22 protein-coding genes are annotated in these 22,496 nt (G+C 42.7%); 19 read left to right on the top strand and 3 right to left on the bottom strand.

The annotated features are described in order from the left end of the window. Positions 1-31 precede the first annotated feature (31 nt). The 12 genes from rnz to H70737_RS29860 all read left to right on the top strand — a co-directional run bounded on the left by rnz (position 32) and on the right by H70737_RS29860 (position 11,731). Positions 32-979, top strand: coding sequence for a ribonuclease Z (gene rnz, locus H70737_RS16365; RefSeq protein ID WP_042188838.1), 948 nt, complete (start codon positions 32-34; stop codon positions 977-979). Between the two features lie 283 nt (positions 980-1,262). Beyond that, complete coding sequence (locus tag H70737_RS16360) at positions 1,263-2,051, top strand: HAD-IIA family hydrolase (protein WP_042188836.1); 789 nt, start codon at positions 1,263-1,265, stop codon at positions 2,049-2,051. Between the two features lie 46 nt (positions 2,052-2,097). Beyond that, positions 2,098-2,913 carry an Fpg/Nei family DNA glycosylase gene (locus H70737_RS16355; RefSeq protein WP_042188834.1) on the top strand — a complete coding sequence of 272 codons (816 nt, stop codon included), beginning with the start codon at positions 2,098-2,100 and terminating at the stop codon, positions 2,911-2,913. Continuing rightward, complete coding sequence (locus tag H70737_RS16350) at positions 2,837-3,760, top strand: deoxyribonuclease IV (protein ID WP_331281441.1); 924 nt, start codon at positions 2,837-2,839, stop codon at positions 3,758-3,760. Before H70737_RS16355 ends, H70737_RS16350 begins: the two co-directional genes overlap by 77 nt. 2 nt (positions 3,761-3,762) lie before the next feature. Further along, positions 3,763-4,107, top strand: a complete 345-nt coding sequence (locus tag H70737_RS16345; RefSeq protein ID WP_042188830.1) for a cyclic-phosphate processing receiver domain-containing protein — start codon at positions 3,763-3,765, stop codon at positions 4,105-4,107. Next, positions 4,104-4,427, top strand: a complete 324-nt coding sequence (locus H70737_RS16340) for a thioredoxin family protein (RefSeq protein WP_231573284.1) — start codon at positions 4,104-4,106, stop codon at positions 4,425-4,427. The genes H70737_RS16345 and H70737_RS16340 overlap by 4 nt, the downstream gene beginning before the upstream one ends. Then, the gene (locus tag H70737_RS16335) at positions 4,427-5,209 is read left to right on the top strand and encodes an ABC transporter ATP-binding protein (protein ID WP_042188828.1); all 783 of its coding nucleotides are present in this window, start codon (positions 4,427-4,429) and stop codon (positions 5,207-5,209) included. Before H70737_RS16340 ends, H70737_RS16335 begins: the two co-directional genes overlap by 1 nt. Beyond that, positions 5,206-6,273, top strand: coding sequence for an SAM-dependent methyltransferase (locus H70737_RS16330; RefSeq protein WP_042188827.1), 1,068 nt, complete (start codon positions 5,206-5,208; stop codon positions 6,271-6,273). The genes H70737_RS16335 and H70737_RS16330 overlap by 4 nt, the downstream gene beginning before the upstream one ends. A gap of 117 nt (positions 6,274-6,390) precedes the next feature. Next, entirely contained in the window at positions 6,391-7,890 is a 1,500-nt protein-coding gene (locus H70737_RS16325; protein ID WP_042188825.1) for a serine/threonine protein kinase, read from the top strand. 336 nt (positions 7,891-8,226) lie between these two features. Further along, the gene (locus H70737_RS16320; RefSeq protein ID WP_042188823.1) at positions 8,227-9,780 is read left to right on the top strand and encodes an ABC-F family ATP-binding cassette domain-containing protein; all 1,554 of its coding nucleotides are present in this window, start codon (positions 8,227-8,229) and stop codon (positions 9,778-9,780) included. 72 nt (positions 9,781-9,852) lie between these two features. After that, entirely contained in the window at positions 9,853-10,893 is a 1,041-nt protein-coding gene (locus H70737_RS16315; RefSeq protein ID WP_042188821.1) for a ThiF family adenylyltransferase, read from the top strand. Further along, the gene (locus H70737_RS29860) at positions 10,838-11,731 is read left to right on the top strand and encodes a response regulator transcription factor (protein WP_052404318.1); all 894 of its coding nucleotides are present in this window, start codon (positions 10,838-10,840) and stop codon (positions 11,729-11,731) included. The genes H70737_RS16315 and H70737_RS29860 overlap by 56 nt, the downstream gene beginning before the upstream one ends. 45 nt (positions 11,732-11,776) lie before the next feature. Here H70737_RS29860 and H70737_RS16305 read toward each other — a convergent pair whose 3' ends face one another. Together H70737_RS16305 and H70737_RS16300 are read right to left on the bottom strand one after the other, a co-directional pair. Then, the gene (locus H70737_RS16305; RefSeq protein ID WP_042188819.1) at positions 11,777-12,277 is read right to left on the bottom strand and encodes a C40 family peptidase; all 501 of its coding nucleotides are present in this window, start codon (positions 12,275-12,277) and stop codon (positions 11,777-11,779) included. A 326-nt stretch (positions 12,278-12,603) separates the two neighbouring features. Then, positions 12,604-13,245: a thiamine diphosphokinase gene (locus tag H70737_RS16300; RefSeq protein WP_042188817.1), complete on the bottom strand. Its 642-nt coding sequence runs from the start codon at positions 13,243-13,245 to the stop codon at positions 12,604-12,606. Positions 13,246-13,407: 162 nt separating this feature from the next. On the opposite strand from H70737_RS16300, the gene H70737_RS16295 reads away from it, so the two are divergent. Beyond that, complete coding sequence (locus H70737_RS16295) at positions 13,408-13,872, top strand: low molecular weight protein-tyrosine-phosphatase (protein WP_042194033.1); 465 nt, start codon at positions 13,408-13,410, stop codon at positions 13,870-13,872. A 136-nt stretch (positions 13,873-14,008) separates the two neighbouring features. Here the strand turns inward: H70737_RS16295 and H70737_RS16290 are convergent, their stop codons facing one another. Then, positions 14,009-14,740 carry an alpha/beta hydrolase gene (locus H70737_RS16290; RefSeq protein ID WP_042188815.1) on the bottom strand — a complete coding sequence of 244 codons (732 nt, stop codon included), beginning with the start codon at positions 14,738-14,740 and terminating at the stop codon, positions 14,009-14,011. Between the two features lie 265 nt (positions 14,741-15,005). Here H70737_RS16290 and pdhA point away from each other — a divergent pair, with 265 nt between their 5' ends. The 6 genes from pdhA to H70737_RS16260 all read left to right on the top strand — a co-directional run bounded on the left by pdhA (position 15,006) and on the right by H70737_RS16260 (position 22,478). Continuing rightward, positions 15,006-16,073 carry a pyruvate dehydrogenase (acetyl-transferring) E1 component subunit alpha gene (pdhA, locus tag H70737_RS16285; RefSeq protein WP_042188812.1) on the top strand — a complete coding sequence of 356 codons (1,068 nt, stop codon included), beginning with the start codon at positions 15,006-15,008 and terminating at the stop codon, positions 16,071-16,073. 15 nt (positions 16,074-16,088) lie between these two features. Further along, complete coding sequence (locus H70737_RS16280) at positions 16,089-17,066, top strand: alpha-ketoacid dehydrogenase subunit beta (RefSeq protein ID WP_042188810.1); 978 nt, start codon at positions 16,089-16,091, stop codon at positions 17,064-17,066. A gap of 110 nt (positions 17,067-17,176) precedes the next feature. After that, complete coding sequence (locus tag H70737_RS16275; protein ID WP_042188808.1) at positions 17,177-18,823, top strand: 2-oxo acid dehydrogenase subunit E2; 1,647 nt, start codon at positions 17,177-17,179, stop codon at positions 18,821-18,823. Positions 18,824-18,825: 2 nt separating this feature from the next. Further along, complete coding sequence (gene lpdA, locus H70737_RS16270; protein ID WP_042188806.1) at positions 18,826-20,238, top strand: dihydrolipoyl dehydrogenase; 1,413 nt, start codon at positions 18,826-18,828, stop codon at positions 20,236-20,238. Positions 20,239-20,415: 177 nt separating this feature from the next. After that, a complete protein-coding gene (locus tag H70737_RS16265) occupies positions 20,416-21,390 on the top strand; it encodes a S66 family peptidase (protein ID WP_042188804.1) in 975 nt (324 codons plus the stop codon). A 107-nt stretch (positions 21,391-21,497) separates the two neighbouring features. Beyond that, on the top strand, positions 21,498-22,478 hold the full coding sequence (locus H70737_RS16260; RefSeq protein WP_042188802.1) for a thymidylate synthase: 981 nt from the start codon (positions 21,498-21,500) through the stop codon (positions 22,476-22,478). Positions 22,479-22,496 lie beyond the last annotated feature (18 nt).

Genomic DNA, 22,496 nt, shown 5'->3' with positions numbered 1-22,496 from the left:
TTCAGCCGTTAAGACGAAGGGAGGACAAAGGATGGAATTATATTTTTTAGGTACGAATGCAGGGGTACCAACTATACAACGCAATGTAACGTCGATTGCATTAAGACTTCTTGAAGAACGCCGTAGCATTTGGATGTTCGATTGCGGGGAAGGGACTCAGCATCAGGTTCTTCGCTCACCGATTCGCCTAGGGAAGCTGGAAAAGCTATTTATTACACACTTACACGGAGATCATCTATTTGGTCTTCCAGGTTTATTATCTAGTCGTGGTTATCAGGGAGGGACTTCTCCTTTAACGGTTTATGGTCCACCTGGATTGAAGGCATACTTAGATATATCCTTAGCTGTGAGCCAATCCCGAATTCCATACAAGATTGAGATTGTTGAGCATACAGGAGGAACGGTATTTGAGGATGATGGTTTTAAAGTGGAGGCAGCATTATTAGAGCATCGTATTGATAGCTATGGTTACCGGGTAACGGAAAAGGATAGTCCTGGGAGCCTCAATACGGAATTACTAAAGAGTTTTGGCTTAAAGCCTGGACCGTTATATGGAAAATTAAAAAAAGGTGAAGATGTTATAACGGATGACGGTGTTCGTATCTGCGCTGCTGATGTTGTTAGAGAACCTAAAAGAGGGCGTATTGTTACGATCTTGGGAGACACAAGACCTTGTTCAGGAGCTTTAGAACTCTCACTTCATGCAGACCTTATCGTTCATGAAGCAACCTTTGCTCATGATCTGGCAGAAATGGCGTATCAATACCATCACAGTACCGCACGTCAAGCTGCAGAGCTAGCAAAGGAAGCCAATGCAGGCCAACTATTGTTGACTCATTTCAGCTCTCGTTACAGTTCGTCTGAAGAGTTAATTCCTTTGCTGGAAGAAGCTGAACTCATTTTTCCAGAGACATTATTAGCGGAGGAATTCGGCACATATCCAATTTATCGAAGACAAAACGGGCAATTGGGGAAATGATTATTTTCCGGGAAAGCGCAGGAAATGACAGTGCTATGCTAAAAAATGCTGGAAGAGTCTCTCGTTCGATTTCATTCGACGAAGTGTGTTAGATTTAAAGTAATTACAGCGTGAAAGAGGTACGAATGGCTGGAAATCTTGCCGAAAATAAACGGACAATACCACCAAACAAAAAGTATTATTAATCATTCTAAATCCAAGCTGGGCTTAGGTTGAATGTTTATTAATACCATTATTAATTTATCGCATTAATTAATTTTTTATGGAAATAGAGGGATTTATAATGGAACAGATTAAAGGATTATTGATTGACTTAGATGGTACGTTATACCATGGGCAAAAAATGATTCCTGGTGCTGATTTACTGATTAAAGGTCTGCGTGAAGTGGGCATTCCTTTTTTATTTGTTACCAACAATTCATCGCGTACAGCTGCTAATGTGGCTGCACATTTATGTGGAATGGGAATCGATGCGAAAGCTGAGGAGGTATGTACCTCATCAATGGCGGCCGCACGTTACATAGCTGAGGAATCACCTGGGGCTGCAGTGGCGATACTTGGAGAAGAGGGTTTGCATGTGGCTTGTACCGAAGCTGGGCTCCGCATTGTCACAGACTCACCCGATTATGTACTGCAAGGCATCGATCGCTCCTTCAACTATACGTCGCTCTCGCAAGCTTCACGCTGGATTCTGGGAGGAGCAAAGTTTGTACTCACTAACCCAGACTTAATGCTGCCATCAGATGATGGCATTATGCCTGGCGCAGGTACGATCGGAGCAGCCATCGAGGCTGCTAGTGGAGTGAGTCCGGTAGTGATTGGCAAGCCGGAATCCCATTTAATCAAATTTGCGACAGATCTTCTTGGTATAGAGCCTGAACATGCAGTGGTTGTCGGTGATAATATGCGTACAGATATAGCAGCTGGAGTAAATGCGGGCTGTCGTACAGTTCTTGTATTTACCGGATTAACCAATGCAGAAAATCTTGACCACTATAAAAACCTTACCGGAATCTCACCGGATGAAATTTGTGCCGATTTAACTGAACTTAAAACGTTTCTCGGTGTATAATAGCTAGGATCTTATTACTTCACCAACCTAGAAGGGACGATGAGCTATGCCGGAATTGCCGGAAATGGAGAATTATAGAAAGCTGCTTAGTCAGCATATTATAAATGTGCCAATATCTGATGTAATCGTGAACAGAGAAAAATCAATTAATATGGAAACAGAAGCTTTTAGAAATGCATTGATCGGTGCGCGTGTTGTTTTTGTTGAGCGGCGTGCCAAGTATATTTTGTTTCATCTTCATGATGGACGAAGACTACTTTTACATTTAATGCTTGGTGGAATACTTTTTTATGGCACGGAGGAAGAACGGCCGGATCGTAACACACAAGTCGAAATCGCATTTGGAGATCATATCCTTTACTTTATTGGACTTCGCTTAGGCTATATACATTTGCTGTCGGTGAAGGAAAGCGAAGCCACAATGGGTAAGCTTGGACCTGAGCTGCTGGATCGTCGGATGACGCTGGAAAGATTCACTGCATTATTAAAGGGACGGAGAGGTGCGCTCAAAAGCCTGTTAGTAAATCAGCATGTGATGGCTGGAGTCGGGAATTGCTATGCTGATGAGATTGCCTTTGAAGCTAGGCTTTTACCTTCTGCACTAGTACAAAATTTAACAACTGAATCTATAGCCCGTCTTTATGAGAGCATCCAAAAAGTACTGACTGAGGCGACTGAAATTGGTGGGTACATGGAAATGCCGTTTATGACTGGGGATACTGTTACAGGTTCATATAATAATCAATGTAAAGTGTATGATCGTGAAGGCGAGTCTTGTCTTCGTGATGGGGGAACGATTATCAAAACAGAGCAGTCTGGACGCAAAGTGTTTTATTGCCCAAACTGTCAGCATGACGAATAGCTCCAAAATAGGGGCACATGTTAGCATTCGCGGTGGTTATGGGAGAGCTGCCCGATTCGCTTGGGAGAGCGGTGCAACATGTTTTCAATATTTCCCTAAAAATCCGCGTAGTTTGAAACTTAAACAGGTAGATGTAAGAGATACGAGGGATTGTGCGCTCTTTTGCCAAGACAAAGGGATTGCTTCGATTGCTCACACACCCTATGGGATTAACATGGCGGCTGGTGTAGATGATGTTACTCCGCGAAAGGTTTATGTAGCCTCTCTCTTAAATGATCTGGAGATTGCAGAAGCTTGTGGTTCATTAGGCATCGTTGTTCATTTTGGACATTTTGGTGGAATGGAGCCGTTACAAGGCTATCAAAATATTATACAATGTATGAATGAGGTGCTTCAGTCCTGGGATGGACGTACTAAGCTGCTTATAGAGAATCAAGCGGGCAACCATGGAAATGAAGGAATTACACTTGAAGAACTCGTGAAAGTTCGAGAGCTTAGCCAATTTTCGGAGAAAATAGGATTTTGTTTGGACACCTGTCACGCTTACGCAGCTGGTATCTGGAACCCTGAGCGAACGGAAGACTTCCTTGAACGAGGAGAGCGACTTGGATTTTGGCCACATCTTGTTGCTGTTCATTTAAATGATTCTAAGTTTCCTTTCGACTCAAGACGCGACAGACATGCTGGAATCGGACAAGGACATATTGGAGAGCAGGGGCTGAAAAGCTTATTGTCCTCCAAGCTTTTACGAAGCTCAGCTGTTGTCATGGAAACGGAGAAGGGTGCGGATGGCAGTCACCGAAAAGAAATTGCTACTGTGCGTGGTTGGTTTGAAGCGGAGGCGTAATTGTGATTCATATCTATATGGATGATCTTCGAAAGGTACCTAAAGGGTTCGCTCTGGCTCGTTCGACGGAAGAATGTCTTCTAATGCTGCGTGAGTGCGAGGTGGATATTTTATCACTGGATTACGATATGGGACCGGGTGATTATTCGGGTGGAGAAGTTGCCAGACGGATCGTACTGGAAGGACTGTTCCCCCGAGAAATCTATTTGCACACTTCCAGTCTGTGGGGGCGAAAAGAAATGTATGAGATCTTATATACTGCTAAACCTGAGGGGATGCTTTTGGTAAATGGTCCCCTGAGTTCTGATAAGCTTCGCGATATCGCCGAGGAGACGGACTTGAAATGAAGGTAATGAATGAAGTGGAATTACTGGAGGCGCTCAAGAGTTCAGGAGAACCGCTTGTAGTATTCTTACACACTCCACTGTGCGGTACTTGTAAGGCTGCTGAACGGATGTTAGAGGTGGCGGCTCATCTATTGCCTGCTGAACTTCAAATGGTTGCAGGCAATGTGAACATGCTGCCGAATTTGGTACAACAATATCGTATTACGAGCGTTCCTGCACTACTTGTAGCTTCTGCAGAACGGGAAAATGATCCGAAAGTTTATTATTCCATGGTTTCAGTTGAGCGAGTGCTGGAATACATAAGGAGTGTTATATCATAATCATTTCATTACAACATTTATCTCTCCGCAGGGAAGAAAGCTTAATCTTGGACGATGTGTCGCTAGAAGTTAAAGAAGGTGAGAACTGGGTCATTTTGGGACGGAATGGCTCCGGTAAAACCACAATTTTAGAGATGATGACTGGTTATTTGTTTCCTAGCAAAGGGACTGTAGAAGTGCTGGGTTATAAATATGGACAATGTGATATACGTGAGGTTCGTAAAGAAATTGGCTATATCGGGCCTTCCTTGATGGAAAAAATGTCATTAAATGATCCGGTGTGGGAGGTCGTAGCAACAGGTGCTTACGCTTATTTGCGTTTCTACGAGACGATCCCCACCGAAGTAAAAGAGAAAGCAATCAGCATGCTGGAAGATATGAATCTAGGCAATATGGCATTTCATCCTTTTGGGACCTTGTCACAGGGGGAACGTAAAAAAGCTATGCTGGCAAGATGTCTTATGGCTGACCCTAAGCTATTAATTATGGACGAGCCATGTGCCGGCCTTGATCTATATGAAAGGGAAAAAATGCTGGCTGAAATAGACAAGCTGAGACAGCGTAATGTTTCTGTAGTATACGTAACTCACCATGTGGAAGAAATTGTCCCGCTTTTCACGCATGTTGCTTTAATCCGTGAGGGTAAGCTAGCTGGATCTGGACCGAAAGAAGAAGTATTAACGAAAGAAATGATCTTGGCCACTTATGATATTCCTGTTGATGTTGAATGGGATAGCGGTCGTCCCTGGATTAAAATTAGACCTGGAGGCAAAACGATTTGAACGATTTAAGACAAGATACCGAAGAGCAGAACATTGCTCCGGAAGAAGAAGTGTATTCCCGATATATTTGTACAGCTAATCACGGATTTGCGCCTTATGCGCAAGAAGAGCTTCGCCGTTTATTCGGTGCTGTGAAGAGTACCTTGTTACTACCAGGAGAAATCTTTCTGGCTACATTGCAATCTGAACCAGAGGAAGTAACGCGCCTACTCACACAGAATCTTCCCATTTTCCTGCGTCATATACAACCTGTTCAGTTTCAGGATGAAGGAACCATGGAAGCTCTACAGCGTTTGGCGGTGTATTTAAGTCGCCACACTGAGCTTGTGGGTGAAAAGGTATCCCTAAATGTTCGTAAAGGTGATCCTTCCTTCTGGCAGGACAGTCCAGGAGAACTTCGTGAATGGCTCCAAGAGCAATTGCAGAACTTAGGCGCAGAATTTACTGTGCAAGATCCAGCCTGGGTTATTTCAGTCTACGCAGACGGGAATGCCTTATATGCAGGTGTGTCCAGACCAGAAGCGAATTTATCTAGCTGGAATGGTGGTGCCATCCGTTTCCGTAAGGAGGATGGACAAATCTCGCGTGCCAAGTTCAAACTAATGGAAGCCGAGAAGGAGTTTGATATTCCTTTTTACAGCTTCCGTAATGCGTTAGATATTGGTGCTTCTCCAGGTGGGTGGACTTCTTTCTTACTGGAACGTGGAATGAAGGTTACTGCGGTTGACCCTGCGTTAATGCATGAGTCCCTTCGTAATTATCCGGGCTTGAAAATCCTTCGTAAAAACGCAGGAGAAGTAAAATTCCGGGACAATGAATTTGATCTGCTCGTGTGCGATATGAGCTGGAGTCCTAAGCTGATGGCGAAGCTAGTAACCGGGTTACTCCACAGTCTGTCACCGGGTGGGACGGCCATTGTGACCGTAAAACTGATGCATAAGAAACCACTTGCGATGATCAAAGAAATTATTGCGATGTTTGAAGGGGAGCGCATGCAGATTCAGCGTGCAAAGCAGCTATTCCATAATCGTGATGAAATTACACTTTATATGATTAAATACTAATCAAACAAATTTTAATTTTCTAAGGGAAAGCATCCCGTTATTAACGTGACCGTATTTTGCGGTAAGAACGTTAATGGCGGAAGCTTTCTCTTTTTTTTGCGAAAAGGGGGAGTAAGTTTGTATTTTGAGACAAAACTTAAGATTGGACAGGTTATTGATGACAGATACAGAATTACGGGCCATATTGGATCAGGTGGGATGAGTAATGTTTATCTTGCGGATGATTTGCGTCTAAAGGGTAAACGATGGGCTGTAAAAGAAAGCTTATGCTTAGATGAGCTGCATTCTGACATCCAAGCGGAAGCCGATATGTTAATTACACTAGACCACCCACGATTGCCGCGTATTGTCGATTTCTATCTTCCAGATCGAGAAGGGTATTCCTATTTAATCATGGACTATATTGAAGGTGTGAGCTTGAGTCAGCTAATGAAGGATAATCCCGGACCTTTGCCAAGTGACTTCATCATTCAGGCGGCTAAACAGCTTTTAGAAGTCCTTCAATATCTGCATAGTCATCAACCACCGATTATCTATCGTGATCTAAAGCCTTCAAATATCATGTTGACACTGCAAAAAGAACTGATGTTAATTGACTTTGGGATCGCACGAAGCTACAAACACGGTATCTCTGAAGATACGGTTAAGCTTGGTACGGTTGGCTTCGCGGCACCTGAGCAATATGGAAGTGGGCAGAGTCAGCCGGTATCCGATTTATATGGATTAGGTGCATTAATTCTCTTTATGGCAACTGGAGGGCAATGCAGTCAATGGGAGTCTGGGATGGAGGATCGGCTATATAACCATATGCCAGCTGGCATTATTCCAATCATAAGACGCTTATTACGACATCACCCGGAAGAGCGTTATCAGAATGCGGAAGCAGTTCTACAGACGCTAATTCGTATGGAGTCCGAAATGGTTAGAGTAAATGATTTTACTATTTCAGTCCCACATTCTCTAGAAAAGAGAAAAGCGATGGTCATTGCCATACTCGGAGTTGCTTCAGGTCTTGGAACAACACATACTTCATTCGCAGTGAGTAGCTTACTTGCACAGAAGGGGGCAACTGCATGGGTTGATTTTTCTCCTGATTCATCGGTTTATGAACGCATTCGCAGCATGTTACATACACAGATTACAACTGTTGCATCCAAGGATGAGATATCTGCTTTTTCATGGAAAGGGGTGCATTATTGGAAACGTCCTATTCACGGAAAAATGGCTGATTTGCTGAGAGGGGATTATCAATTTGTAGTGTTGGATCTTGGCGTTGGGGAATATGAAGGGGCGCTTGATGAGTTCAAATATAGCGATATGCCGATTCTAATTACTTCTGGTGCAGATTGGCGACTCGAAGATTTACTAGTGTGGCTTAGGCGTAAAAGGTTACAGCCTGAAACGAATTGGAGGGTGGGGTTACCACTCGCAGAACGCTCAACTGTACAACTGTTGCAGACCGCTATAGGTACAGATAAGATTTATGGACTACCTTTTCAGCAAGATCCATTCAAACCTAAGGGGAAGTTGGTAGAAGAGATCAATGAAATGTTTGAGGGAGTATTAGATGTACCCAGTAAGGGGAAAAGCCGTAGTTTTTTTCAAAAGAAAGGCTGAATAAAGCGGTTCTCTATGCTTCCTCTTTTCACTCAACTAACTTTTAGTTCAGTGTTGCATTAAAGTGTGTTAAAATATATATTTATACGTGTTTTGAAAAATATAAGAAAGTATAAGTTTTACACTATACTTTACCTTTATATTTCTTGCATGAACGCTTACCGTCCTATAGGGACGCTGAAGACGTTTCTGCTTGAAATATAAGAAAGTATAAGCTTCACACTATACTTTATCCTTATATTTTTACGAGAAACGGTTGTCGTCTTTAAAAGATGACAACGTCGTTTCTTCTTATTACGCATTATTTAAGTATAGACAGGAGCTTGCGGAGAATTTATGAGTTTACTTAGTGTAGAAGACGTTTCCCACAATTTTGGGGATCGGACGTTGTTTAAAAATGTTTCTTTCCGGTTGTTACCGGGTGAGCATGTAGGAATCGTAGGAGCAAATGGCGTAGGAAAATCGACGCTTATGAATATTTTGACTGGAAAACTGTTGAAGGATAGTGGAAAAGTAGAGTGGACGCCTCGCGTCCGTTACGGTTACTTGGATCAGCATACGATCTTAACGCCAGGGAAAACCATCCGTGATGTATTGAAGGACGCTTTCTTGCCACTTTTAGAGCTGGAACAGGAAATGCTAACTATAACTGAAAAGATGGGCGACGCTTCTCCTGAAGAGTTAGAGATGTTACTCGAGCAAATGGGGGACATTCAGGAACAGCTGGACATCGGAGATTTTTATCTTATTGATGTAAAAGTGGAGGAAATGGCGAATGGTCTTGGCCTATCCGTTATTGGACTTGACCGTGATGTCGCTTCACTAAGTGGGGGTCAGCGCACAAAGGTTCTGCTCGCGAAGCTTCTGCTTGAGAAACCGAATGTACTATTGCTGGATGAGCCTACTAACTATTTGGATGTTGAGCATATCGACTGGTTAACTAACTATTTGAAGCAATATCCATATGCATTTATATTGATCTCTCATGATACGGAATTCATGAATAAAGTCGTAAATGTGGTTTATCACCTGGAGTTCGGCAAACTTACTCGATACACTGCGAACTACGAGAAATTTCTGAATATGGCCGAGATGAATAAGATCCAACACATAGATGCTTATGAGAAACAACAGGATTTTATTAAGAAACAAGAGGATTTCATTCAGCGTAACAAAGCTCGTGCCTCCACATCTGGACGGGCGAAGAGCCGTGAGAAACAGTTGGATCGTATGGATCGAATTGATCGACCAGAAGAAGCTGCAAAACCTACCTTTAAGTTTAAAGAAAGTCGGGCCAGCGGGAAAACAGTCTTCGAAGGCATTGATTTCGAGATTGGTTACGACCGTCCGTTGCTTCCTATGCTGAACATGACCATTGAACGTGGAGAAAAGATCGCTATAACTGGTTGCAATGGTGTCGGTAAATCGACGCTACTGAAGACTATTCTTGGCGTGATTCCTACGTATAGCGGTAAAACCTATCTAGGAGATTATCTGAACTCAGCGTATTTCCAACAAGAAGTGAAAGCAGCTAATCTTACACCTATTGAGGATGTCTGGAATGAATTTTCTAGTCTAACTCAGAATGAAGTGCGTGGACATCTAGCTCGATGTGGTCTGAAAAATGAGCATATTACCAGACCGCTTAGCATGCTGAGTGGTGGCGAACAAGCTAAGGTCCGTCTCTGTAAGCTGTTGATGCGTGAGAGCAACTGGGTTCTGTTCGATGAACCTACCAATCACCTTGATGTTATTGCCAAGGCAGAGCTGAAGCGGGCATTACAAGAATATAAAGGCACAGTCCTGCTCGTCTCCCATGAACCTGATTTCTATGAAGATTGGGTTACGAAAATTTGGGATGTTGAACAGTGGTCAGCAGTACAAGTATAGAATCTTCATACTCCCGGGGAATAGCAGACGATCTGCTGTTCTCCGGTTTTTGGATACGGGGAGGGAAACCGAATGATTCATACAGATGGTCGTGAAGATCGTTATTCTCGTCAGGTGCGATTTGCGCCATTTGGAGCAGAGGGACAAGAAAGGCTCGCGCAGTCTAGTGTTTTAGTAGTGGGAGCAGGTGCGCTTGGTACAGGGATTGCAGAGACGCTGGTACGCTGCGGGGTAGGCAAAATTATTTTAGCTGACCGTGATTATGTAGAGTGGAGTAACCTTCAGAGGCAACAGCTCTATACTGAGGTAGATGCTATTGAACGTATGCCTAAGGCTGCTGCTGCGCAGCGCAAACTTCAACAGATTAATTCTGAGGTCGTTATTGAAGCCTATGTTATAGATGTTCGTGCCGAAGAGTTGGAAGGGCTTGTTTCAGGGGTTGATCTGATCATGGATGGTACAGACAATTTTGATACTCGGCTCATTATTAATGATATGGCGCAAAAGCACGGTATTCCTTGGATCTATGGTGCATGTGTAGGGAGTTATGGAATAACCTATACGATTTTGCCAGGAGAAACTCCATGTCTCCATTGTCTTCTAGGTACAGTACCGCTAGGAGGTGATACTTGTGATACCGCAGGTATACTTCCGCAAGCAGTACAACTAGTTACGGCAAATGCAACGGCAGAGGCGCTGAAACTACTAGGTAAGCGTAAAGAACAATTAAGAAACAAACTGTTAACGTTTGATGTGTGGCGGAATGAATACCATGAAATTGGAGTGAAAGCTGCCAAAAAGAAAAACTGCCCTTCTTGTGGGAGTCATCCGATCTATCCCTATCTAATGGCAGCGAATACCGAACGAGGCGATGTTCTTTGTGGAAGGGATACAGTACAAATTCGCCCTGCGAGACCACAGAAGCTTAACTTGCAGGAAACTGCGGACCGTTTGTCTCGTTTAGGAAGCGGAAGCGTGGACAGCAACGCTTATCTGATTTCTTTTATAGAAGGGCCTTATCGGTTAGTAATTTTTGCTGATGGTAGAGCGTTGATTCATGGAACAAAAGATATTGCTGCTGCTCGGAGCTTTTATCATCGATATTTTGGATAAAGAAGCTGTAAATAGGTGTTCAGGCCATTTCTTAGGAATGGTCTTTTTGTTTTCCGGGAATTCTATACGTACCGCAGTGATGCTGGTGCAAGTCATATGGATATGGGGGAACTTTGTGATTGAGCAAATAATATGGTATATGGCTGATAGCAGTAGTAGAGAAGAAGATCGAACCGTTATAGAAAGTGTGCTACAAGATATTGGACTTGAAGCAACAAAAAGCGAAGATCCCGAGGATCTCCGCTTATCCATATCAAAAGTAGAACCGGTACTGCTGCTTGCTGAGTTATGCGAGGTGGGGACTTGGGAAGGCTGGGACATAATTTCCGCTGTAAGAGCTGAGGGGATGATTCTACCGGTAATGGTGATTTCCGGTGAACAATCTGAATCTGGAACTGGGGCAGTTTCGGCGTTCTCAGCCGGGGGTAATGAATATATGACAAAGCCTTTACATACCGGTGAATTCAAACACAGAATTCTAAATTTGTTAACCCTTACTGGACGGCGTCGAAATTTAAATCAAATACTGAGAGTCGATGGTTTAATGCTCGATCCCAGCCGCAGGTTTGTAAGTCGCGACGGGATCGAGTTAAAAATGACACCCAAAGAATTTGATCTATTGTATTATCTCGCTGCGAACCAAGGAATGATATGCTCTCGCGTCGAGATACTTAAGGAAGTATGGGGTTACCAATTTCACGCAGATACCAATGTTGTAGATGTTTACATCAGACATATCCGTTTGAAAATGGATAAAGGTCACCGGAACAAGTTGATTCACACCGTTCGCGGAACAGGATATGTAATGAGGGCGCCCGAAGGCGGCACCACATCCTGAGACTATTTCTCTATTATAGTTAGAACTCTACTACAGAGTCGTTGTTTACAGTACGCGGCGAGCTTTTAAATATGTTTTTTTCCAAGTACCGGAGTTAAGATCGGAAATCGTAACACCAGGTTTGCCGTAAGTGTGCAGAATTTTACCATTGCCGGCATAAACAGCAACGTGAGTTACGTTTTTACCAGTTGCTCTGCTACCGCTGGAGAAGAATACAAGATCGCCTACACGAAGATTCGCTTTAGATACGGCTGTTCCTTCTTTAGATTGAGCTGCAGCCGTACGAGGCAGTGTTACATTATATTGTTTAAAGATGTATTTTGTAAAAGAAGAGCAGTCAAAAACTTTAGTAGTAGAAGTGGATGCACCGAATTTGTAAGGCACTCCCATATATTTCTTCCCGAGATTCACTACGCTTTGACCTTTAGATACGGAAGCTGCTTCAACTTTCGTTGCGCCTACGCCTGTTGCCATCATTGTACCCAAGCCCATTGTAGTAACCATTCCTATAACAATCGCTTTTTTAATCCATTGTTGTTTATTCATGTTGTATTACCTCCAAGGTGTTAGTCTTTGTTGTTGTGTTTGTCTGTCTTGCTTGCCTGATTCGTAGTATAGCAGGTTATCTATGACATAAAAATTGGAAGAGGTGCAATAAAGTGAGGCTGGGTATGGGTTGTAAGCGTTTTATTAAAAATTCATTAAAAGTTACAAAAAATTAATAATTTGATGTAATATTATCTTAAAAAAGCCGGAAAACCCTTGGTACAAAAGAGTTTTCACGGCTCTTTCGAATTTGAGATAAAAGTTACAATGATGTTTCTAAACTATAAAATAGTAGCATTTTTAAGTTGAAAATGATCCGTATGTATCTAGTCTTTACTCTGAATGATCAGCAACAATCCACTTCGAATGGTAACCGTCCCTGAGGATGAAACCAGTTTGTTACTCACACCAAGTGATTGTCCAAGCTTTAGTGTAGCGTCCGTCAATGGATATTGAAATCCGTCTAAGGTAATACCCGATACTTCTGGGGTTAAAGGCAGTAAAGAAACGTAGGTATAGCCTAAATCGTTGATAACAGCCTGGGATCCTGTAAGGGTTATATAGTTATGCGTGTCCATGACGTGGCAGTTGATTTGACGTTGTAGGGCTCTTGTCATCATTTGAATGCTAGCCAGGGAGTGGTCAATTCGAGTACCCGTAACACCTAATAGTAGAATAGAATCAGGTTGCTGATCCATTGCAATATCTAACGCCATCTCGCTATCTGTCAAATCTTTGTTCACGGCATCACAGGTGATAGTCTTCTTACTTTTGGATTTAATATCTTGAAGCGCTTCAGGCGAAACGGAATCAAAATCACCTACTGCTATATCTGGTGTATATCCGTGTGAAATGAGAAATAGCGCTCCCTGATCCGCACCGATAATAAAATCATCTTCATCTAATAGGTTGAAATATTCTGGAGACAGTTCTCCACCTGCAAAAATTACGACTCGTTTGGATGACATAACATCCATTCCTCCTCTTAAACCTCTTGTTGAGTATCCTGTCCAGTATAATGCAGATCGAAAGGTTGCACAATTGACCTCGACAACGCTAAAATGAGAGTGTGCGATCTTTTGAGTATAAATTCACATATATTTAGGTTTAACAACTGGGAGGTGAACGAAATCGTAAGCGTACTGTTTGTATGTCTGGGTAATATTTGTCGATCACCAATGGCGGAGGCTGTTCTGCGGCATAAGATTAATGAACGAGAACTATCTGATAAGATTCTTGTAGATTCAGCGGGAACTGGAGATTGGCATATAGGAAAAGAGCCGCATGAAGGAACAAGACGTATCCTTGATCAGAACGACATTAGCTATGAGAACATGTTAGCACGGCTAGTCGACAGTGAAGATTTTCAAAAATTTGACTATATCGTCTGCATGGACAAGTCTAATGGAGAGAATGTTCGAAAGATTCCTGGCGGGAAAGACGCCGAGCTAATGTTCTTCATGGACTTATTGCCTGAGGAGGAGCTGCGCGAAGTGCCGGATCCGTATTTTACAGGTAATTTTGAACAGGTATATGATTTGATCAACGCGGGCTGTGACATATTGCTGGAAAGAATGATAAGAGAAAAGCTGTAACCCATTCAGATTACAGCTCTCTCTGTATGATTCATATGGTAAATCGAGGGGAATTGCTGGATTTAACTGTAAGCGTAATCAAGTAATCTACATACTGTTCTTTAGATGTTCACTATTTACTACTATCAATAGGTCATTATGCGTTTAAGAAATAGAGTAGAGATTCTGGTAGCTCTTTCTGCCAGAAGCCCCAGAGATGAAGTCCGTCTTTCTCTCGGTAGGATACGGTTGCTCCGCGTGATTCAAGCAATGTTTTTGTTTCTCGATTCATCTGAACAAAATCATAAATGCCAGTATCCGTTTTGTATTCTGTTTCCTGCAGACCAACGACCATATTAATGTTGAGCCAGGAGAGATCCTCTTCTTTAGCCAGCATGTCGCGGGATTCAGGATAGAATGCACCGGAAAGGCTGATGATACGTGTGAAGATCGCAGGATAAGCAAGTGCAAGGTGGAGCGATACACTGCCCCCAAGGGAGTCGCCTGCTAAGATTCGTTCGTCCGGAGTACGGCGCACAGGATATTTTTGTTCAATGAAGGGAATAATCTCTTCGGAAAAGCAAGATAAGTACTGCTTGAATCTGCTTCCAAAAGGAGCGTATTCTTGAGTCCGAACAGCGACGTCTACTTCGACACCAACAATGATGAAGGGCTCCACGTCTTCTTCTATAATAAGACGTCCAGCGAGTGTAGCGATACGGCCAAAGTTAAAGAACTCTTCGCCGTCTTGGCAGTACACCACTGGGTAGCTCAAGACTTCGTTGTAGCCGGGAGGAAGATAGATGCGTAATTTACGTTCCTCCTGCAGATGTTTACTCCAAAGCGTTTCTTTTACAATTGTGCGTTTCAGAAAAACAGAATCGCTCATAGTTGCCACGTCACCTTTCTTGTCGAATTTTGCAATACACAACGGTTTGCTCTAAAATGAATAGCTGAGTAACTGTGTGATTAATCATTTACTTGTTCCAAAAGCTTTAAACTGTTATATAAAAATAAATCACCTGTTATACATACAAAATTTAAAGGAATATAAATTTTATAAGTATTTCTTTGACGAAAGTAACCAAACAGGTGTATAATAATATTATAACAGAGGCAGCTGATATTCAAATTTTTTTATTGAGGTGAAGATAATGAGTAAAGTTCCTTATGAAGTGTATACAGAGGACGTCGAGGCTCTAACGGTACTTTCCCCGGATGGAGAAATTATCAACAAGGATAAAATGCCTGATTTAACCGACGATCAACTGAAAGAAATTATGTATCGTATGGTATTTACCCGTACTTGGGATGATCGTGCAGTAAATCTTGGTCGTCAAGGCCGTCTTGGTTTCTACGCACCGGTATCCGGTCAAGAAGCTACTATGATTGGTAGCGAGTACGCTTTGGAGAAAGAAGACTTCTTATGCCCAGGCTACCGTGATATTCCGCAGCTAGTATGGCACGGACTTCCATTGTACCAAGCATTCTTATATTCCCGTGGACACCAACATGGTGGAGCTATTCCTGATGGCGTTAATGTATTGATGCCACAAATTATCATCGGCGCGCAAATCCTGCACGCTACAGGAATTGCAATGGGCTTTAAATTGAAGAAACAAAAGAGTGTTGCAATTACTTACACTGGTGATGGCGGTTCTTCTGAAGGCGACTTCTATGAAGGCTTGAACTTTGCTGGTCGCTTTAAACTGCCTGTTATCTTCTTTGTTCAAAACAACGGTTACGCGATTACGACTCCATTCGCAAAACAAACAGCTTCCAAATCGATCGCTCACAAAGCGGTTGCAGCTGGTATCCCGGGAATTAAAGTTGACGGCATGGACATCTTTGCAGTAATCAGTGCTGTTCGTGACGCTGCTGAGCGTGCACGTAATGGCGAAGGTGCTACATTGATCGAAGCTGTAACTTACCGTTTCCGTCCACACTCCCTTTCTGACGATGCAAGTAAATATCGTTCGAAAGAAGAAGAAGGACAATGGAGCGAAAAGGATCCAATCAACCGTCTTGCCAAGTATTTGGAGAAGAAAGGTCTTTGGACTGAAGAAGATACGCTGCGCGTGAAAGACGAAGCGAAAGCTACTGTTAACGAGCAGATTAAAAAAGCTGAACAAACCGAAAAAATGACTATACCTGGCTTGATCGACAGCATGTTCGAAGTAACACCTAAACATCTGGAAGAGCAAAAAGCCGATTTTGAATAAGGGGGATATCAGGCAATGGCACAAATGAATATGAAAGAAGCGATCCGCGACGCGATGCGCGTTGAACTGAATCGTGACCCTAACGTTCTTATCTTCGGAGAGGATGTTGGTAATGTAGGTGGCGTTTTCCGTGTAACGGAAGGGCTGCAAAAGGAATTTGGCGAAGATCGTATTTTTGATACTCCACTAGCTGAGTCCGCTATCGGTGGTCTGGCATTTGGTCTTGGTGTACAAGGCTTCCGCCCAATTGCAGAAATTCAATTCGTTGGTTTTATCTTTGAAGCACTTGATCAGATCGTTGTTCAAGCGGCACGTCTGCGCTGGCGTTCTGGCGGTAAATATAATGCTCCAATCGTATTCCGTACTCCTTTTGGTGGCGGAGTTAAGGCTGCTGAGCTTCATACAGATTCACTCGAAGGTTTGATTGCACAAAGCCCGGGTATTAAAGTAGTAATTCCTTCAAACCCATATGATGCTAAGGGACTTCTTATCGCGTCTATCCGCGACAATGACCCTGTATTCTTCATGGAGCATTTGAACCTTTACCATGCATTCCGTGCTGAAGTGCCAGAAGGTGAATACACTGTTGAACTTGGCAAAGCTAACGTAGTACGTGAAGGTGCTGATGTATCTATCATTACTTACGGGCTGATGGTACATACAGCTACCAAAGCAGCCGAGCAACTCGAAAAAGAAGGCATTAACGTTGAAATTATTGACCTTCGTACTGTAAGTCCAATCGACATCGACACTATTGTAGCGTCTGTGAAGAAGACTAACCGTGCTATCGTAGTACAAGAAGCTCAAAAGAGCTCCGGTGTTGCTGCTGAGGTTATTGCACAAATTAACGAAAAAGCATTGCTGCACTTGGAAGCACCTGTTCTTCGGATCGCAGGTCCGGACACAGTATATCCATTCGCACAAATTGAAGATACATGGCTTCCAAACCCTGCGCGTATTATTGCAGGCGTGAAGAAAGTTTTGGATTTCTAAAATATTTTTTCTATGAGAAACGGTTGTCATCCTTTATGGATGACAACGTCGTTTCTTCTTCTGAATTCTAACCATAAGATCAGTCCCAATTTCACAAGGAGGTTTTCAAAGTGGCAAAGTTTGAATACCGATTCCCTGAACTAGGTGAAGGTTTGCATGAAGGTGAAATCATCAAAATGCATATCAAAGCCGGTGACAAGGTAACGGATGATGATATCGTAATGGAAGTTCAAAATGATAAGGCGGTAGTTGAGGTGCCTTGTCCAGTGAACGGTACCGTGTTGGAAGTTTTGACTAAAGATGGCCAAGTTTGCCGTGTTGGCGAAGTTGTAGCTATTATCGAAGCTGAGGGCGACGTGCCTGAGCAAGAAGGTCATGCTGCTGAAGAAGCTGCACCTGCACCTGCTGCACCAGCTCCTGCGAATGCTAAATCAGCGAACTTTGAATATCGGTTCCCAGAACTGGGTGAAGGTCTGCATGAAGGTGAAATCATCAAAATGCATATCAAAGCCGGTGACAAAGTAACCGATGATGATATCATCATGGAAGTTCAAAATGACAAGGCAGTAGTTGAAGTTCCTTGTCCAGTGAACGGTACTGTGTTGGAAGTTCTGACTAAAGATGGTCAAGTATGCCGTGTTGGCGATGTTGTAGCTATCATTGCTGCAGAAGGTGACGTTCCTGAACAAGCAGGTCATGCTTCCGCAGAAGCAGATGCAGCAAAAGGAAGTGCAAATACCACTTCTTCCCCTGCAGCAACTAGCCCATCTGATGCTAAACAAGGTGGATCTGTTAGTGCAGCACCTGCGCCTGACCGTGATGTGTTGGCTACACCAAGCGTTCGTAAATTTGCTCGTGAGCAAAAAGTGGATATCTCTAAAGTGAACGGAACTGGAAAAGGCGGCAAAATCACTCGTGAAGACGTTGAAGCATTCTTGAAAGGTGGTTCAGCACCTGCGGCAGCGGCAACACCTGCAGCGGCAGCTTCTGAAGCTCCTAAGGCTGCTAAAACTGAAGCTAAAGCAACATCTGCAGCAGCGAGCGGTAATGTTAGTCTTGAAGAAGAACGTGTACCTTACAAGGGCATTCGTAAAGCGATCGCCAATGCAATGGTTAAATCGGCTTACACTGCACCTCACGTTACAATTATGGACGAAGTAGATGTTACTGAACTGGTAGCATTCCGTACACGTATGAAACCAATCGCTGAGAAAAAAGGCGTTAAGGTTACTTACCTTCCGTTCATTGTTAAAGCATTGGTTGCAGCTTCCCGTCAATTCCCAGCGCTTAACGCTATGATTGATGAAGAAGCAGGCGAGATTGTTTACAAGAAATACTACAACATCGGTATCGCTACTGATACACCAAACGGCTTGATCGTTCCAGTTATCAAAGATGCTGACCGTAAGAGCATCTGGATGATCGCTAGCAGCATCACTGACCTTGCAGTTCGTGGTCGTGACGGTAAATTGTCTGCTAACGAAATGAAGGGCAGCACGATCTCCATCAGTAACATTGGTTCTGCTGGCGGTATGTTCTTTACTCCAATCATTAACTTCCCTGAAGTGGCTATCCTCGGAACTGGCCGTATCAGTGAAAAAGCAGTAGTTAAGAATGGTGAAATCGTAGTTGCTCCTGTAATGGCGTTGTCACTCAGCTTTGACCACCGTATTATCGATGGTGCGACTGCTCAAAACTTTATGAACTACATTAAATCGCTGCTCAATAATCCTGAGCTGCTGGTTATGGAGGTATAATTATGGTAGTAGGAGACGCTTCTCTAGATATTGACACATTGGTCATTGGTGCAGGTCCTGGTGGGTATGTGGCGGCAATTCGTGCCGCCCAGCTCGGCCAAAAAGTCCTCATCGTGGATAAATCGGAACTCGGCGGTGTATGTTTGAACCGTGGATGTATTCCTTCTAAAGCACTGATTGCTGCTGCACATCAGTTCGAATCTGCTAAGCATGGTGAAGTTTTCGGTGTTACTGCTGAGAACGTTAAAGTGGATTTTGCCAAAACTCAAGAGTTCAAAAACGGCGTAGTTAAGAAAATGACTAGCGGTGTGACTAGCTTGATGAAAGGCAACAAAATTGAAGTATTTAACGGCGAATGCATGTTTATCAGCGACACAGAAGCACGTGTGTTCAATGATCATGAATCCCCACGTTACCGCTTCAAACACTGTATCATTGCAACAGGTTCCCGTCCGATTGAACTGAAACCTTTCCCATTCGGTGGCCGCATTCTGTCTTCGACTGAAGCTCTTGAGCTTCCAGAAATTCCGAAGAGCATGATCGTAATCGGTGGTGGTTACATCGGCGCTGAGCTTGGCCAAATGTACTCCAAATTCGGTACTAAAGTAACAATCATCGAAGGTTTGGATACTGTACTTCCAGGCTTTGATAAAGATATGACTCGTCTTGTTGCGAAAAACATGGCTAAAACTGGCATCGAAATCGTAACTAACGCTAAAGCTGAAAGTGCTGTACAGAACGACAAGGAAGTTACCGTGAAATATTCTGTTGGTGGCGAATCCAAAGAAGTTACTGCGGATTACTTACTTGTAACTGTAGGCCGTCGTCCTAACACTGATGGTGAACTTGGACTAGACCTGATCGGTCTTGAACTCGACGAGCGTGGATTGATCAAAGTCGATCATCAAGGTCGCACAAGCATTCCTAACATCTTCGCTATCGGCGACGTTGTTCCAGGTCTGGCGTTGGCTCACAAAGCTTCTTACGAAGGTAAGATTGCCGCAGAAGCGATTGCAGGACTTACATCTGTTGTTGACTACAAAGTCATCCCAGCAGTTGTGTTTACAGATCCTGAGTGCTCAAGCGTTGGTTTAACTGAGAAAGAAGCGAAAGACAAAGGCTACAAAGTGAAAGCTGGTAAGTTCCCATTTGCAGGGAATGGCCGCGCCGTATCTTTGAACAGCCCAGAAGGTTTCATCAAAATTGTTGCTAACTCCGAAAACAATCTTGTGCTTGGTGCACAAATCGTTGGTATCGAAGCTTCTAACTTGATCGCTGAACTCGGTTTGGCAATCGAAATGGGCGCAACACTTGAAGATATCGCTTTGACTATTCATGCGCACCCAACCCTTGGCGAAATCGTCATGGAAGCTGCTGAACTGGTTGAAGGTCATCCTATTCACGTAATGAAATAATTTCACTACCCAATTGCTCTAGCAGGCACTGAAAGGCGGAACGCATTTGCGTTTCGCCTTTTTGAGTTTTCCACTTTTTTGAAAAAGGATATAATGGGAGGAGATGAAACAATTTGAGCGAATACACTATAAAATCATTCATCCGTATTTTAAAAACTTATATAGGGAGGACAAATGATGAAACCCAATAAGTTAAAGCCTGGTGATGAGTTGCGAATCATCTCACCTGCCAGAAGTCTATCGTTAATCGCTGCTGAACAAAGGAAAATTGCCAAAGAACAGCTACAAAAATTAGGCTTTCGGATATCATTTTCCGTAAATTCTTTTGAGAAGGATGATTTTGTTTCCTCATCGATCGATTCTAGAATAGAGGATTTGCACGAAGCTTTTTTAGATCCGAATGTTAAAGGGATTCTTACGACCATTGGAGGCTTTAATAGCAATCAACTGCTACGTTATATCGACTATTCCATCATTGCAGAGCATCCTAAACGATTATGCGGGTATTCGGATATTACTGCTTTAAGTAATGCAATCTATGCTAAAACAGGATTAGTTACATATTCCGGACCACATTTTTCTAGCTTTGCAATGCTTCACGACAATGAATATACCACCGAATATTTCCGTAAGCTGATGATGGACAACAAAGAAATAGTGGTGAGGCCTTCGAAGCATTGGAGTGATGATGAGTGGTATCTGGACCAGGAGAACCGTGTATTTATCAGAAATGAAGGTCCGTTCATTATCAATGATGGAGAAGCGAAAGGGACAATTATCGGTGGGAACCTGTGTACATTAAATCTTTTGCAGGGAACGGAGTATATGCCAAGTTTAAAAAATTCGATATTATTTCTTGAGGATGATTATGAGTCATCGCCTGCAACCTTTGATCGGGATTTACAATCGCTGATTCATCAACCAGATTTTCAGCATGTTAAAGGATTGGTTATTGGCAGATTCCAACAAGGATCACGTATGACTAAAGAACTGTTGATCAAAATCATAACTTCAAAAGAAGAGCTATCAGACATTCCTGTCATTGCAGACGTGGACTTTGGACATACCTCCCCAATGATTACTTTCCCTGTAGGTGGACAAGCCTCACTTCGTGCTTATGGGGTTAGAGTAGAGTTAAGAATATCAGAGTAGTGAACTCCTCGGATTATTAAATAAATTTAAAAAATATCTTACCTTCTACAAAATTCGGATTTTTCAGATATAATATATGAGGTGAAATATTACGGAGGTGCATTAAATTGAATAATGAGTTAGAACAAACCTATTTGAATTTTTTACAATATATTTTAGATAATGGTGTAAAAAAAGAAGATCGTACCGGAACGGGTACTATTAGTGTATTTGGTTATCAAATGCGATTTGATTTATCAAAAGGCTTCCCATTATTTACAACAAAACGGACACCGTTCCGTTTAATCGCAAGTGAATTATTATGGTTTATTAAAGGCGACACAAACATTCGTTATTTATTGAAAAATAATAATCATATTTGGGATGAATGGGCTTTCAAAAGATGGGTTGAATCAGACGAATATACAGGTCCAGATATGACTGATTTCGGGAATCGTTGTTTAATTGATGAAGACTTCAATCAAGTTTATCAAGCAGAGATGAAAGCATTTTGTGATCGTGTCTTAGAAGATGATGCGTTCGCAGCGAAGCATGGTGACCTAGGGAATGTTTATGGTAAGCAATGGCGAAATTGGACATCTTCTACGGGTGAATCCATTGACCAATTACAAGATGTAATTCATCAGATCAAAACAAATCCTGATTCTCGTCGTTTAATTGTAAGCGCATGGAACCCGGAAGATGTTATAAATGCTGGGGCAAAAGGGAGTAAAGCAGCGTTACCACCTTGCCACGTTATGTTCCAGTTCTATGTTGCAAATGGTAAATTAAGCTGTCACTTGCTGCAGCGCAGCGCTGACTCTTTTCTTGGAGCTAACTTCAATATCCCGTCTTACTCCTTACTTACACATTTAATAGCACATGAGTGTGGTCTAGAAGTAGGCGAGTTTGTATATAGCATTAGTGATGCACATATCTATTCAAACCATGTTGATCAAGTAAAAGAGCAATTATCAAGAGATTTAAGACCATTGCCTACATTGGTTATTAATTCAAATAAGAAATCACTTTTTGATATCGAGCTGGAAGACCTTATCATTGAAGGGTACAATCCGCATCCTTCGATAAAAGCTCCGATCGCAGTATAAATTAATGGTTATCAAGAT

The organism is Paenibacillus sp. FSL H7-0737 (genome assembly GCF_000758545.1).
GTDB lineage: Bacteria > Bacillota > Bacilli > Paenibacillales > Paenibacillaceae > Paenibacillus_AQ.
This window is presented reverse-complemented; position numbering and strand designations above follow the sequence as displayed.

Coding starts and splice junctions, on each gene's coding strand:
- rnz (WP_042188838.1), top strand. CDS start 32: ATGGAATTATATTTTTTAGGTACGAATGCAGGGGTACCAACTATACAA.
- H70737_RS16360 (WP_042188836.1), top strand. CDS start 1,263: ATGGAACAGATTAAAGGATTATTGATTGACTTAGATGGTACGTTATAC.
- H70737_RS16355 (WP_042188834.1), top strand. CDS start 2,098: ATGCCGGAATTGCCGGAAATGGAGAATTATAGAAAGCTGCTTAGTCAG.
- H70737_RS16350 (WP_331281441.1), top strand. CDS start 2,837: ATGGGGGAACGATTATCAAAACAGAGCAGTCTGGACGCAAAGTGTTTT.
- H70737_RS16340 (WP_231573284.1), top strand. CDS start 4,104: ATGAAGGTAATGAATGAAGTGGAATTACTGGAGGCGCTCAAGAGTTCA.
- H70737_RS16320 (WP_042188823.1), top strand. CDS start 8,227: ATGAGTTTACTTAGTGTAGAAGACGTTTCCCACAATTTTGGGGATCGG.
- H70737_RS16315 (WP_042188821.1), top strand. CDS start 9,853: ATGATTCATACAGATGGTCGTGAAGATCGTTATTCTCGTCAGGTGCGA.
- H70737_RS29860 (WP_052404318.1), top strand. CDS start 10,838: ATGGAACAAAAGATATTGCTGCTGCTCGGAGCTTTTATCATCGATATT.
- H70737_RS16305 (WP_042188819.1), bottom strand. CDS start 12,277: ATGAATAAACAACAATGGATTAAAAAAGCGATTGTTATAGGAATGGTT.
- H70737_RS16300 (WP_042188817.1), bottom strand. CDS start 13,245: ATGTCATCCAAACGAGTCGTAATTTTTGCAGGTGGAGAACTGTCTCCA.
- H70737_RS16290 (WP_042188815.1), bottom strand. CDS start 14,740: ATGAGCGATTCTGTTTTTCTGAAACGCACAATTGTAAAAGAAACGCTT.
- pdhA (WP_042188812.1), top strand. CDS start 15,006: ATGAGTAAAGTTCCTTATGAAGTGTATACAGAGGACGTCGAGGCTCTA.
- H70737_RS16280 (WP_042188810.1), top strand. CDS start 16,089: ATGGCACAAATGAATATGAAAGAAGCGATCCGCGACGCGATGCGCGTT.
- lpdA (WP_042188806.1), top strand. CDS start 18,826: ATGGTAGTAGGAGACGCTTCTCTAGATATTGACACATTGGTCATTGGT.
- H70737_RS16265 (WP_042188804.1), top strand. CDS start 20,416: ATGAAACCCAATAAGTTAAAGCCTGGTGATGAGTTGCGAATCATCTCA.